The sequence below is a fragment of the Chryseobacterium jejuense genome (assembly GCF_900100075.1).
In the GTDB taxonomy this organism is placed as follows: domain Bacteria; phylum Bacteroidota; class Bacteroidia; order Flavobacteriales; family Weeksellaceae; genus Chryseobacterium; species Chryseobacterium jejuense.
Window position 1 is genome coordinate 24205 of the sequence record NZ_FNEG01000003.1, and the last position, 14276, is coordinate 38480.

15 protein-coding genes are annotated in these 14276 nt (G+C 34.7%); 8 read left to right on the forward strand and 7 right to left on the reverse strand.

Going from position 1 to position 14276, the window contains the following annotated elements; translation table 11 throughout:
- The first annotated feature begins 36 nt into the window (after positions 1–36).
- The 5 genes from BLS98_RS09220 to BLS98_RS09240 all read left to right on the forward strand — a co-directional run bounded on the left by BLS98_RS09220 (position 37) and on the right by BLS98_RS09240 (position 6122).
- A complete protein-coding gene (locus BLS98_RS09220) occupies positions 37–861 on the forward strand; it encodes a M23 family metallopeptidase (protein ID WP_228425196.1) in 825 nt (274 codons plus the stop codon).
- A 62-nt stretch (positions 862–923) separates the two neighbouring features.
- Positions 924–1754 (forward strand): AraC family transcriptional regulator, encoded by an 831-nt coding sequence (locus BLS98_RS09225; RefSeq protein ID WP_089735795.1) that lies wholly within the window; start codon positions 924–926, stop codon positions 1752–1754.
- 63 nt (positions 1755–1817) lie between these two features.
- On the forward strand, positions 1818–2432 hold the full coding sequence (locus BLS98_RS09230; protein WP_089735797.1) for a DUF417 family protein: 615 nt from the start codon (positions 1818–1820) through the stop codon (positions 2430–2432).
- A gap of 258 nt (positions 2433–2690) precedes the next feature.
- Positions 2691–5093, forward strand: coding sequence for a phenylalanine--tRNA ligase subunit beta (gene pheT / locus BLS98_RS09235; protein WP_089735799.1), 2403 nt, complete (start codon positions 2691–2693; stop codon positions 5091–5093).
- Between the two features lie 618 nt (positions 5094–5711).
- Positions 5712–6122, forward strand: a complete 411-nt coding sequence (locus BLS98_RS09240) for an META domain-containing protein (protein ID WP_089735801.1) — start codon at positions 5712–5714, stop codon at positions 6120–6122.
- Between the two features lie 49 nt (positions 6123–6171).
- Here the strand turns inward: BLS98_RS09240 and BLS98_RS09245 are convergent, their stop codons facing one another.
- The 7 genes from BLS98_RS09245 to BLS98_RS09275 form a co-directional block, all read right to left on the reverse strand.
- Positions 6172–6411 (reverse strand): hypothetical protein, encoded by a 240-nt coding sequence (locus BLS98_RS09245; RefSeq protein ID WP_002977986.1) that lies wholly within the window; start codon positions 6409–6411, stop codon positions 6172–6174.
- A 38-nt stretch (positions 6412–6449) separates the two neighbouring features.
- The gene (locus tag BLS98_RS09250; RefSeq protein WP_089735803.1) at positions 6450–7766 is read right to left on the reverse strand and encodes a hypothetical protein; all 1317 of its coding nucleotides are present in this window, start codon (positions 7764–7766) and stop codon (positions 6450–6452) included.
- 80 nt (positions 7767–7846) lie between these two features.
- Positions 7847–8737 carry a 3-hydroxybutyryl-CoA dehydrogenase gene (locus tag BLS98_RS09255; protein ID WP_181575096.1) on the reverse strand — a complete coding sequence of 297 codons (891 nt, stop codon included), beginning with the start codon at positions 8735–8737 and terminating at the stop codon, positions 7847–7849.
- Positions 8738–8747: 10 nt separating this feature from the next.
- Positions 8748–9158 carry a hypothetical protein gene (locus tag BLS98_RS09260; RefSeq protein ID WP_089735807.1) on the reverse strand — a complete coding sequence of 137 codons (411 nt, stop codon included), beginning with the start codon at positions 9156–9158 and terminating at the stop codon, positions 8748–8750.
- Positions 9159–9214: 56 nt separating this feature from the next.
- Complete coding sequence (gene bla-A, locus BLS98_RS09265) at positions 9215–10093, reverse strand: CGA/CIA family class A beta-lactamase (RefSeq protein ID WP_089735808.1); 879 nt, start codon at positions 10091–10093, stop codon at positions 9215–9217.
- 66 nt (positions 10094–10159) lie between these two features.
- A complete protein-coding gene (locus BLS98_RS09270) occupies positions 10160–10345 on the reverse strand; it encodes a carbohydrate-binding protein (RefSeq protein WP_089735810.1) in 186 nt (61 codons plus the stop codon).
- A 228-nt stretch (positions 10346–10573) separates the two neighbouring features.
- Complete coding sequence (locus BLS98_RS09275) at positions 10574–11542, reverse strand: Gfo/Idh/MocA family protein (RefSeq protein ID WP_089735812.1); 969 nt, start codon at positions 11540–11542, stop codon at positions 10574–10576.
- 151 nt (positions 11543–11693) lie between these two features.
- Between BLS98_RS09275 and BLS98_RS09280 the strand changes: the two genes are divergently transcribed.
- From BLS98_RS09280 to BLS98_RS09290, 3 genes are all read left to right on the forward strand, one after another.
- Positions 11694–12374 (forward strand): hypothetical protein, encoded by a 681-nt coding sequence (locus tag BLS98_RS09280; protein WP_089735813.1) that lies wholly within the window; start codon positions 11694–11696, stop codon positions 12372–12374.
- 103 nt (positions 12375–12477) lie between these two features.
- Positions 12478–13128 (forward strand): protein-L-isoaspartate(D-aspartate) O-methyltransferase, encoded by a 651-nt coding sequence (locus BLS98_RS09285; protein WP_089735815.1) that lies wholly within the window; start codon positions 12478–12480, stop codon positions 13126–13128.
- A gap of 159 nt (positions 13129–13287) precedes the next feature.
- Entirely contained in the window at positions 13288–14274 is a 987-nt protein-coding gene (locus tag BLS98_RS09290) for a 2-hydroxyacid dehydrogenase (RefSeq protein WP_089735817.1), read from the forward strand.
- Positions 14275–14276: the final 2 nt, after the last annotated feature.

A 14276-nucleotide genomic window follows, 5' to 3' on the forward strand; every position in this document is an offset into this window, starting at 1 on the left:
CCTCTTTTTTATATCATAAAACGAACCGTGAAAAAAATGCTTCTACTGGCAGTAGTATTGCAATCTGCTATTTTATTTTCCCAAAAAAACATCAAAGTATATCATGAAAAAAAAGGAGATACGCTAAGCCTTTATATCGATAATAAGGAAGTTTATCCCATGTCTTTAGTGTTTTCAGGATTTCCGGAGGTCGAAAATATGAGAACTCCAGAAACCTTTAAAGCGACACAGGTAATACCCGCCCAATCATCAAAGAATAAAATTACCTATTTCGTTATTGATGATAGAACAAAAGGATGGCGCGTCAAAAAGGTACCTGACTATATGATGTACATTGGAGATGTTACCCTAAAAAATTATGATAAAGAATATAAGTATGATCTGCCTTTTAAAAAAGGGAAATCTTTTAGTATCTATCAGGGGTACAATGGCAATTTTTCGCATCAAAATGAAAATTCTTTGGATTTTACCATGCCGGAAGGAACTGAGGTAGTTGCCGCAAGAGAAGGAATTGTAACAGATTTTATCAATACAAATAGTAAAGGATGTGCAACCAGAAATTGTATAGATCAAGCAAATTATATCACTATTTTGCATCCGGATGGAACATTTGCTCAATACTATCATTTAAAGCAAAATGGAGTTAAAGTGAATATTGGAGATCAGGTAAGAAAAGGAGATGTTATTGGACTTAGCGGAAATACAGGGTGGAGCAAAGGCCCACATTTACATTTTGTATGTTATCTTCCCAGAGTAGAAAAGGATAAGTACAGAGAGACTGTAAGAACCCTTTTCAAAACGGGGAATGGATCTAAAACTGAATATCTGGCAGAGAAAAAGACATATTCAAAAGAGTATTAAACATAGAGGAAAAGTTTTCAGAAAAATAATAACGTTCTTTGTATGATTCTACAACTCTCATTATGGAAGTGAAAATACAATCTTATCAGCCATCAGATTTTATTTCAGAATTTATTACTGAAAACTATATTGTGATGATATGGAAGGGGGTAGGAGTATTTTCCGTGGATGGAATCAACTATTCTTATAGTGGTTATAATATTCTGTTTCTTTCCCCTTATCAAAAACTGAAATTATCATCTGATTCAGAAGAAGATATGAATGTCCTTCTTTTTCACGGAGATTATTATTGCATTGAATACCATAAAGATGAAGTAGCCTGTAATGGACTTCTGTTCAATAATATTTATCTGAATCCCGGTATAGAACTTTCAAAAGAGAACTATGAGTACATCCTGGAACTTTTTAATCATATAAAAAGAGAAGAAAAAGAGAATCATCAGTTTTCACAATCTATTATTAAAACTTACATTCAGCTGATTCTTGCCCTCTGTAGCAAGCAGAAAAGCGGGCTTGAAAATAACTATGTCATCAATGAAAAACTGCCCAATAAAAATGCGGTGGAATTTCAAAAATTGCTGGAAGGCAACTTTAAAAAAGAAAAAGAGCTTTCATTTTATAGTGACAAACTCAATATAACGAATAATACTTTAAGCAAACTGGTCAAAAAAGAATTTGGTAAAACACCTAGTCAGTTAATGAATGAGAGAATCATTCTGGAGTCTAAAAAATTGCTTCATTTAACGTATCGTTCCATCAAAGAAATCGCTTCAGAATTAGGATTTGATGACGAATTCTATTTCAGCAGGTATTTCAAAAAATCAGTAGGCTGTTCTCCGAAACAATACCGGGACAAAGTAGGGATTTCTGTAGTGGCAAAAATGTCCATGTAATGTCCTGAAATATCTATGTTAGGGCTGTAGGCATGTGAATACCTTTGTTAAAAAGTAAATCATATGCAAAACAGTAATTTATACAGTCGGTTATTAAGATTAGATGGCTACTTCTTCAATTTTATGAGAATATCAATATTTGTGGTCATGGCCTGGATTGGTGGACTTAAAGCCTTTCAATACGAAGCTGAAGGAATTGTTCCATTTGTTGCCAATAGTCCCTTCATGAGTTTTTTCTATAAAAATGCAGGAAATAAAGTGTTCAATGAAGACCATAAGCTGGTTTCGGAATATACACGCTATAAAAACCCTGAAGGAAAGGTCATCAAGAAAAATATCGGGTGGCACACGGAAAACGGAACCTATATATTCTCTTATGGATTGGGGACCATGATTATCGGAATTGGAATCTTAGTATTGTTAGGAATTTGGTTTCCTAAAGTCGGAGCATTAGGTGGAGCGTTAACGTTTCTCATGTCATTAGTTACCTTATCTTTTATGGTGACCACTCCTGAAGTATATGTTCCTAACCTTGGCGGTGATTATCCAACACCTCAATACGGATTTCCTTATCTTTCAGGAGCGGGGCGTCTTGTGTTGAAAGATATTATGATGATGGCTGGCGGACTTGTTTTATTTTCCGATAGTCTGAAGAAAGTTTTACAGCCATCTGTATAACTATTTTAGATTGGTTACCAAAGCTTTAGGAAGCAGCAGAGTATAGATGTATTTACTCCGTCTTCAAAAGAGAAAAGAATGAAAATTAATTCTCTTAAAATCGCTCTGAAATTTCTGTATTTCTCAAAAAAACACGACATTTGTACTGCGAAAAACCGACTCATTAACTGAACGGAATTTCAAATAAAAGTTTCAAAAATAGTGCAGATGAGACCTTACGTTTCGTTTGACGAATTAAACAAGTAGATAGATAAGCAAATGAAAATATCAAACAACTGGCTGAAAGACTTTGTAAAAACGGAATTGAAAACTGAAAGAATCGGTGAGTTCCTAACAGACATTGGTCTTGAAGTTGAAGGGATAGATAAATTCGAAAGTGTAAAAGGTAGTCTGGAAGGAATTGTTGTAGGTAAAGTGTTAACCTGCGAAAAACATCCGAATGCTGATAAACTGAAGAAAACAACAGTAGACGTTGGAAACGGGAAAGTACTGAATATCGTTTGTGGTGCTCCCAATGTAGAAGCAGGACAAACTGTACCTGTAGCAGTTGTCGGAACAAAAATCTATGATAAAACCGGAAACTTTTTTGAAATTAAAGAAGCAAAAATAAGAGGTGAGGTTTCTCAGGGAATGATCTGTGCAGAAGACGAATTAGGTCTTAGCGAAGATCATGGCGGAATTATGGTTTTAGACGAAACCAAATATGAAGTAGGGAAAAATTTTGCAGACTATTTTGAATTAACGAATGACGAGGTTATTGAAATTGGTTTAACACCCAACAGAACAGATGCAATGTCTCACTACGGTGTGGCAAGAGATCTGCATGCTTTTCTTTCTACCAACCAACAGAAGTCTCAATTTAATAAAGTAGCTTCTGAATCTTTAAATAATGAAGGTTCTCACGATTTCAAGCTTGAAATTGAAGATGCAGAGCTTTGCCCAAGATATATTGGAGCGGTGATTGAAGATGTAAAAGTTGCAGAATCTCCAAGCTGGTTAAAAGACAGATTAAAAGCAATCGGATTAAGCCCAATTAACAATATTGTAGACATTACTAACTATATTCTTCATGGATACGGGCAGCCGCTTCACGCATTTGATGCAGATAAAATTGCAGACAAAAAAGTGAAAGTAGGGGTTGTAAAACCGGGAACAAAATTCACTACTTTGGATGGAGTAGAGAGAACGCTGAACGGTACTGAGATCATGATTAAAGATGGTAAGGATACTCCAATGTGTATTGCCGGAGTTTTCGGTGGTGAAAATTCAGGAGTGTCTGAAACTACAAAAACAATATTCCTTGAAAGTGCTTACTTCAATCCGGTAGCGGTAAGAAAAGGAGCAAAAGTTCACAGTTTAAATACGGATGCTTCTTTCAGATTTGAAAGAGGGGTAGATCCGAACCTTACCAGAACAGCGATTACTCACGCTATTAAAATGATTCAGGAAATTGCTGAAGGAAAATTGGTAGGGGAGCTTTTAGAAGAATATCCTAAGAAAATAGAAGATAACTATGTGATTTTAAGATTCTCTAAGATTGAACAGATTTTAGGAACAAAAATTCACAGAGAAAAAGTAAAAGAGATTCTGAAGGCATTGGAAATTCAGGTTTTAAATGAAATCCCTAACGGTTTTGAGATCTCAGTTCCTGCTTACAGAGCAGACGTAACAAGAGAAATTGACGTTATTGAAGAGATTTTAAGAATCTACGGATACAATAAGATTGATGCTCCACAAAAGATTTCGTTTACACCAGTTAAACTAAGTGCAAACGATCAGGATGAATTGGAGAACAACTGGGCGCGAGCGTTGCAGAACCTTGGTTTCCATGAAGTAATGAACAACTCATTAACTTCTGTAAAAGATGAAACAGATGCTGTAAAACTATTGAACCCTTTAAGTGGTGATCTTGCATTCATGAGAAAGTCTTTATTGGAAGGACTTCTTCAGAATACTGTTTACAATATCAACAGAAAGAATGAAGACATCAAATTCTTCGAATTAGGAAAAATCTACCACAAAAGAGATAAATACGAAGAAAGAAAACAGCTGGCTATTATCGTTTCAGGAAGAGATGTTGCTGAAAACTGGTTACAGCCTAAATCTGCAGTAAGCTTCTACAACCTTAAGGCTTATGTAAAAGTTTTATTGGAAAGATTAGCAGTAAACTATAAAGAAGTAGCTTTAACTGACGAAAGATTCTCTGATGCATTAGCGTATGAAGCAGATGGTAAAGTCTTGGTAAGAATCGGGAAAGTGGCTCCGGCATTATTGAAGGATTTTGATATCGATCAGGATTGTTTCTATGCTGAAATCGAAATTGAATTAGCTCAGGAATTACGTTCTAAAAACGAATTGAAGTTTAAAGATATTCCGAAATTCAACAAGATCAGAAGAGACTTAGCTCTATTAATTGATAAGAATATTAACTATCAGGAGTTATATCAAACGGCAAAGAAAAACAAATCTCCGTTCATTAAGAGCATCAACCTATTCGATGTATATGAAGGGAAAAACCTTCCGGAAGGTAAGAAGTCTTATGCAATGAGCTTCGAGCTGTTAAACGAAGAAAAAACACTGGAAGAAAAGGAAATCACAGAAGTAATGGATTCCTTAATTAAATCTTTCCAGAAAGAATTCAACGCAGAGTTAAGATCTTAATTTAAAAGATTATAGAAATATATAAAAACGGGCTTTAAAAAGCCCGTTTTTTGTTTATAATAGGGATTCAATGATTGGGATGAAGCATAAACATGACTACAAATTTATCACTTCGTAGGATCTCAACATACTTGATAGATACAATTGGAATTTAGATTCCTACGGAATGACAAGGACACTGTAGATCTTACTGTAATTTTAAGAAATCTGCTTCATCTGCAAAATCCACGAGATATTTTTTTAGATTAGAAAACCGCGAAGATGCATAGTTTTTTTAGAGTTATGTATTATTTATTCGTGCATTCGTGGCAATTATAAAAGCATATTTTAGCAGTATACAATTTTATCGGAGATAAAATCTTTGCGCCTTAAAAACAGCAGTGTTATGAACTACTTGGCGCCTTTACGATTTCCAACTTTTAACCTATTACGTGGCATTTCAAAAGTGAGATTGCTTCATTTCGCTCGCAATGACAGTTGTGGTATTTGTGAAATTATTTGTGATCTTTGTGTTTAAAATAAAGTCAAAATATCAACTGTTAAAGAATAATAAAATTTACCGCAGTCCGTTTAAATAATATAAAATCCGTAAATTTGGGTTAATTCAAATAGTAAAAAATGAAAAATCTTTTTTTAAGTATATGTACAGCAGCAGTATTGGTATCATGTGGAACCATGACAAGCCCGTCTGCTTCTAAAGTAGGAAAAGCTCAGCCGGCTCTTGCCAATACAAAGTGGATATTGGCTGATAACGTAAAAGGCAAAATCCCAACATTAAATATTGAAGGAGAAAAAATTAATGGAAATGCAGGGTGCAACAACTATTTTGGAACGGCTACCGTAGATCCTTCTACCGGAGGTTTTTCTGCAGGACAAATGGGTTCTACAAAGATGATGTGTAATAATATCGGAGTAGAGCAGAACTTTATGGATATGATGGGGAAAGCTAATAAATATGTAATTTCAGGAACTACCCTGGAGCTTTATAAAGACAATCTTTTATTATTGAAATTCAATAAATCAGAATAAAAATAAAAGGAACTCAATTTGAGTTCCTTTTTTATGATTTAGATTGTTATTAATCTTCCTCTTCTTCGTCGTACTTAGCCAACTCTTCATCGCACCATTTGAAAGCTGCTTCCACTACTTTTGTAGCTTCATCTGCCATAGTTTCTTCATCATCTCCTTCAAGATCATCTAACCACTCAACTTCCTCTTCCTCAACGTTTAGGATAAATCTTGGATATTCTGTATGAACTACGAATAGATCTTCTGGAAATTCCGAATTATCTGCTAATAAAAACTTTGGTAATTTCATTTTTTTAATGTTTTAACTTTGAATCAAAGATAATAAAATTATTGATATTTATTCTTGTCGATCTTAACTTTTTGTAAAACTTTATAGCGTGTTAATGTTGTTTTTTGTAAAGTATCCTGAGGCTTGATGGTGATGGTTACCTGAGGATTTACAGTACTAATTAGCTCAGCTACTTGCACTTTTTCCAAATCCTTTTCCTCAATAATAAAAAACTTTAGCGGTACTGTATCTAAATTTTCCGATTTTAAAAATGTTGTGATTGTTTTTCTATTTTCAAGATAGTTTCCTTTTGAAAGCCATGTAAACAGCATTCCGGACATCAGGCTTAAAACACCGATGATATAAACTTTAGTATTGAATATTTCAAATAGTTTTTTAAAATAAACCAACCATAAAGGAAAACTGAATGCAGCTATTAATCTATAATCTATAGGCGTTAGAGAATAGAAATACTGTATAAAATAAGAACAGATAATTCCTGACACTCCTATGAAAACATAAAAGAATTCAGCATCTGAAAGCTTTTGTTTAACAAAAAGAAAAATCATGAAAAGAATATTCAAAAGACCAATTCCGTAAATTCCATAATTGATAATTCCCCCTGCAGGATTCGCCATGTGAATAAAGGGATTAAATGCAGTACACAATCCCTGGAATAATTCCACCAATAATTCCGGAGTAGTATGAAGACCCATTTCTAAAAAGTCTTTTACATAGTCTTTATTAAAATAATCGATGAATAAAAACTTATACAATACAACGAAAGCCATTGCTATAGTGGCTGAAATAATAAATGCAGGTCCGTATTTTCTCCTCCAGAAGATAAGTCCGTACAGTCCTGTACCTCCAATGATGAAAAGCGCACTATATCTTATATTATACAGGATAATTAAAGATAAAGAAAGGTAAAAAACAGCTTTCAGACCTTCTAATTTTCTGTCAATAATAAGAGCTGAGGTATATAGAAAAAGAAATACAAAAGGTAAAATAAGCACCTCACTCATGGTAAAGGCAAAAATGGAAATAATACTGAATAAGCTGCATACCACAATAGATTCTCTGAAATAGAATTTCTTTTTCCAGGCGAATACAATAATAAACAGACAGCCAAGAATGCCTATTAGTTTACTGCTCCAGAATTCATCAAAACCAAAGTAAGTAAAGAATTTTATGGCGGCAGGATAGCCTAAAGGAGTGGTTGTATTATCAATAACAGGCAATCCATGGGCGAATCTCATAAAGCGGATAGAGTCCGGATTTACCCTTCCTTTTTCATTCAGTAAAAAACGAAAAATGGTCATCACTAAAGTAATGATGACCAATATTATTTGAATGTTTTTTTCTTTAATTTTCATCAAAGCTGTAGTTATTTAGTATAATAGGGGTTTAGATCCCAAATTTATAACTTATAACCCACAACTCATAATCTGAGAAATTATTTTAAAAACATTTTTGAAACTTTTTCAGCTTTTTTGCTTTCAGAGTAATCATAGAAACCTTCTCCTGATTTTACCCCTAGTTTTCCAGCCATTACCATGTTTACAAGCAATGGATTTGGTGCGTATTTAGGGTTTTTAAATCCATCATACATAACGTTCAGGATGGCAAGGCATACATCAAGACCAATGAAATCTGCCAATTGGAGAGGTCCCATTGGATGAGCCATTCCCAATTTCATTACCGTATCAATTTCCTCTACACCGGCAACACCATTATAAAGAGTTTCGATAGATTCATTAATCATTGGCATTAAGATTCTGTTAGCTACGAAACCTGGATAATCGTTCACTTCTACCGGAACTTTTCCTAAGGTCTTACTCATTTCATAAATAGCACTGAAAGTCTCTTTAGAAGTAGAATATCCTTTGATGATCTCTACCAGTTTCATAATAGGAACCGGGTTCATAAAATGCATTCCGATCACTTTGTCTGCTCTTTTGGTAGCCGCAGCAATTTTCGTAATAGAAATAGAAGAAGTATTGGTTGCAAGGATACAGTCTGCAGGAGCTAATTCATCCATCTGACCAAAGATCTTTAATTTAAGATCAAGATTTTCAGTAGCTGCTTCTACGATAAGATCAGCTGCTCCTACTGCCTCATTAAGTGCTGTAAAAGTAGTGATGTTTCCTAAAGTTTCAGCTTTTTGCTCTTCTGTAAGGTTTCCCTTTGCAATGATTCTGTCAAGGTTAGTAGTAATGGTTTTCAATCCTCTGTCTAAAGCATCCTGAGATACATCTACAAGATTTACTTTAAAACCGCTTTGTGCGAAAGTATGTGCAATACCATTTCCCATGGTTCCTGCGCCGATAACTACAATGTTTTTGATCATTTTTCCTTTATTTTTTATAGATAGTTAAATTTTTTGCATTCATAAGATCCTCCTGATGAGCGATATCCGCTGGATCAAAATTTATATTTCCGATGTTTTGCGACTTTTTGCTATTATTCTGATTGGAAACTGAAGCCGTAAGTCCGCGTACAAGGCGTTTTCTTTGATTGACTGTTAGAAAATCAGTCCCTATGTATAATTCAAATTCACCCTCTCTGCCCATTCCTTTTTGCATAAGGATTTCCATACTTCTTATCTGATTTTTTCTTTTGAATTCTTTCAGATAGCTGATGGAAGGTTTTTCAGAAGCCGGACCACAACATACACTGGTATAGCTAATCTTTAAATAGTTTTGATTCTTCTGTGAAAAGAAGAATGCGGAGCAAAATAAAGCAGCTGCTAATAGTATCTTTTTCATAATGACGAATTCAGAGAATCTATCAGATTCTCCGCGCTAAAATTAAGCTTAATATTTTATTTATTAAAATTATCCCAGACCGCTTTGGAAATATTTGAAATTATTTTGCAGTTTTCAGCTTCTGATTCCTTAGAATTACTTACATAAACAGCAATAGCGTAATGCTTTCCATTAGGAAGAGTGATGATTCCCATATCGTTTTCGGCAATCGTAAGAATGTTGTCTTTTATACCGGAAGATCCTGTTTTATGGGCTGCAGGAGTTCCTTTAGGTAATTGTTCAATAATTTTATTGGTTCCGGTTTTAGTTCCCAGCATAGTCTTCATCAAATAATCTGTAGATTTTTTTGAAAGTAGTTTGCCGTCATAAAACTGTTTCAAGAGCTGTACAGTAGAATGGGTCGTGGTATAATTTTCATACAGAGAATCCCATCCGCTAAGGGCCATTCCACGTTCACTATGTTTAATCTGAAAGTCTTTTATACCTTTAGAATTCATAAACTTCTGCACAGCCTGGGTTCCTCCCACAAGTTCTATCAGGATATCACAAAGGTTATTATCGCTTAATGCGACTGTATAATCTATGACCTCACTTAAAGGGATCTCGATATTTCCTTCAGGATATTTTTTCTTGAAGGGAGACCAGGTATTATAAAGTTCAGATTTTTTAATAAAAACTTTTTGATCTAATGAAAGTTTTCCTTTATCTACAAGATCCAGCGCAGCGCAGGCAATATGAAATTTAAAAACACTCATCATGGCCAGTTTTTTATCTCCGTTTTGGCTGTATTTAAAATTATTTTCAAAGCCCAGAACAGAAACTCCTACTGTAGCTTGTTTCCCTTTCGTAATGGAATTTATTTTTTGTTCCAATGATGATTTTTGTGCTGATGCAAATGCCGATATTAAAAGGAAAATTGTGGTTATTTTTTTCATAAAGACAGATTAAAAAGAAATCCCTTTTAAAGAATAAAAGGGATCTGCAATGTAAGGTAATTCTTGCTATTTTATTTCAAAATAATTCAGATTTACACCCTCATTTTCAAAGATGACTCTGATTTTATTTTCTCCTTTCTTTAGCGGGATATCTTTCGTAGAAACAGTTGCCCAGTTTTCATTTTTACCAGTAGCCTGCAACGAAATATTGGCTAATAGTTTCCCTGAAGAATCTTCAGTAAGACCACTTATTTTGCGGGGAGTCCATTATACGTATGTAAAACGAAGTTTTTCAATTGTTTATTGAATTGTTATTCAAATATATTGTTTTTTTGTTTTGAAACTGACTTTTTATTGATAAATCGGTCTATTTTATAGTTGAAATTATACTTGTAATCAATAAAAAATGCTATCTCATAACCATTTTGTGGTTATTGAGATAGCATTATTGCTATTGCCGTTCATAAAAACAGCGTATTTTTATTTTTGGCTGATAAGCTTCATAATTTCCAGAGCAACTTTCAACGCTTCGGTCCCATCTTCAAGAGAAACTTCTACATTTTTATCGCCTGTAATGGCATCAGCAAAAGAGTTTAATTCATCAAGAATTGCATTGTTAGGCTGAATATTTGGATATTCAAACAAGATCTGGTTTTTCTCTCCTTCAGCATTTTCAATAATCATATCGAATGGAGTAGGGCTTTCAGGAGCATCTTTCATTCTGATAACTTCTGCTTTTTTCTCAAGGAAATCCACGGAAATATAAGCGTCTTTCTGGAAGAACCTGCTCTTTCTCATGGCTTTCATAGAAATTCTCGAAGTCGTAAGATTAGCCACACATCCGTTTTCAAATTCTATTCTGGCATTGGCAATATCCGGAGTTTTGCTTACTACACAAACACCACTTGCATGAATGTTCTTCACTTTAGATTTAGCGATGCTTAATAAAATATCAAGATCATGAATCATAAGATCTAATACCACAGAAACATCGGTACCACGTGGGTTGAATTCTGCCAGCCTATGGATTTCGATGAACATGGGAGTGCTGATGTATTCCTTAGTGGCAATAAAAGCTGGGTTGTATCTCTCAACGTGTCCTACCTGTGCTTTGATTCCTTTTTCCTGGCATAAACGAAGGATTTCTTCTGCCTGTTCCAGAGTTTGGGTAACCGGTTTTTCAATAAAGAAATGAAGTCCTTTTGCGATAGCTTTTAATGCATAATCATAATGATAGACTGTCGGAGTGACAATGTCCAGCATATCAATCTGCTCAAGCAATTCATCGAAATTTTCAAAATATTTATATCCGAATTCGGCTTCTAATTTTTTTCCGTTTTCAACATCTTTATCGTGAAATCCTACAAACTCATATCTATCTGACTGATTAAGAAGTTTTAAGTGGATCTTTCCCAAGTGTCCGGCACCTACCAAACCTGCTTTTAACATAGCTGTATTAAATTTCTGTAAATATAGTGAATGTATGGTATAAAAATACATGACTTTTCACTTGATATTTTTGCTTGACAAGCATTGATGGATATAGCTTTTATCAATTAAAAGAATTGTATTAAATTCGCAATCTATAAAATTATCAACTATGAAAAAAATATATTTCACCTTATCTATAGTAGGGTTATTGGCTACAGGATGCTCAGGCTCTGGAGATAATATTGCTACTGAAGTACACAATAATCCACCCCCACAACCTAAGTGTGAGACTCCTACAAGTTTAAGTTTTAAACCGTTATATAATATTTTCTCATGGAGCAGTAATAGCGGCCAGGGAACAGGCTTTTTTGAAGTACAGTATGGAGAACAGGGCTTTACTTTAGGAAGTGGTACTGTAGCTGAAGTAAACAATACCTCATACAGTCTTCCATTATTTACAGGGAAGAAATATGATTTATATGTAAGAAAAAACTGTGGAACAGCAGATGGAAAAAGTAACTGGGCAGGCCCTATTACCATTCTTTCTGAAAATACTACCGCTTGTGTAAAACCAGAATATGTACATTATACCACATCCACTTCTTCTGTTTATGATCCTACTTTTTCAGCGACAGTTTCCTGGGATAGTGATGGACTTTCCGTATATGAAGTATATCTAGGTACGAGTGGTACACCACCAGCACCAGGGAATGGTGATCCAATTAATCAAGGTCAGATGGCTGTATTCCCAAACTTAAATAAGACAATTTCATATATGTTCTATGTCAGAAAAAGATGCGCAAATAATACCTATACCGATGTCACTTCACAGGTTGTAAAATGGAATTAATATCTAAAATAGAAGCTGTCAGTTTTTTGACAGCTTTATTTTTTGTGGATAAATCTTTAGTCTGATGTCTGAAATCTAAAATCTAATTTCTTACTTTTGTCATATGCAGGATTCGTTTGTACATAAAGGAAAAAGAAAGAATTTAGTAGAATATCTCAGATACAGAATCGGGATTTCGGATGAAAATGTACTTTCGGCAATGAATGATATTCCGAGACACCTTTTCATTGAAAGTATTTTTGAAGACTTTGCCTACGAAGACAGGGCTTTCCCTATCCTGGCACATCAAACCATTTCACACCCTTCCACTGTAGCGGAACAGTCTGAGCTGTTACAGGTGAAAGCAGGTGAAAAAGTACTGGAGATCGGGACCGGATGCGGATATCAGACTGCCGTTCTAATAGCGATGAAAGCTCATGTTTATACGGTAGAAAGACAGAAGGACTTATTTGATTTTTCTAAAAATAAGCTGAGAGAACTTCATTTATATCCGAAATTTCAAAGTTTTGGAGATGGGTTTGCCGGATTGCCCACTTTTGCTCCTTTCGATAAAATTATTGTAACCTGTGGAGCAGGAACCTTACCTATAGAATTACTAAAGCAGTTGAGAGTAGGCGGAATCATGGTAATCCCATTAGGACCCACAGACGAACAGTTTCTATATAGATTTACAAAAGTAGGTCCTACAGAATTTGAAAAGGAAGAATTTGGAGCATATAAATTTGTTCCGATGTTGGGAAATACAAACCAATAATCCAGATTTTTGTAAATTTAGGAATAAAGAAAAAAATAATCAAACCACGGAATTGGTAGACGAGCTGGTCTCAAACACCAGTTCCTAGTTTAGCCACGAATGCACTAATAAAAAATTCGTGCATTCGTGGCTAAATTATTTAATCCCCCCAAAATAATAATGAAAGTCTTTATCAATAAAAGAATTCCAGAGATAGGAATCAATAGGTTACTGGAAGCAGGATTACAGATTGTTTTTCCTGAAAATGAAAGTCTTACATATGAAGAATGGTTGGAGTATTGTCAAAATGCAGATATTATTTTAAATGTTGGTGGTGATTTTAAATATGATAAAGTATTTTTCGATGCTTGTCCTAATATAAAGGCCATTGCGCTGTACTCTGTAGGTTTTGATCATGTAGATATTAAAGAAGCCACCCGGAGGAATATCCCAATTGGGAACACACCGGATGTATTGAGCAGAGCAACTTCTGATGTTGCCTTTTTACTGATGCAATCAGTAGCAAGGAGAGCAAGTTATAACTTTCAGAAGGTAATAGATGATAATTGGGGAGCTTTTGATCCCTTGCATGCTCTGGGGCAGGAACTTTATGGCAAAACATTAGGTGTCTTTGGACTGGGAAGAATTGGATTCCAGATGGCTGAAAAGTGTAAAAAAGCTTTTGATATGGAGATCATTTACCACAATCGTCATCAAAATGAAGAAGCTGAAAGAGAATTGGGGGGCACTTATGTTTCCTTTGATGAACTGGTTAGAAATTCAGATGTATTGAGTGTTCATGCCAATTTTACCCCTGAACATAAAGATCTTTTCAATGAATCTGTATTTGAAAAAATGAAGCCTAATTCGATTTTTATCAATACGGCAAGAGGTGGCTTCCATCAGGAAGAGGATTTGTACAATGCATTAACTGAAGGTAAGATCTGGGGCGCAGGTCTGGATGTAACCAATCCGGAGCCTATGTCTGCAGATAACCCTCTCTTAAAGTTATCAAATGTTTGTGTATTGCCGCATATTGGCTCCGCTACCATTGAAGCCAGAAATGGAATGGCAAGATTGGCTGCCGGAAATATTATAGCTTTTTCAAAAGGAGAAAAGATGCCCAATTGTGCAAATCCTGAAGTATATTCTGCCCAATCACCATAAGT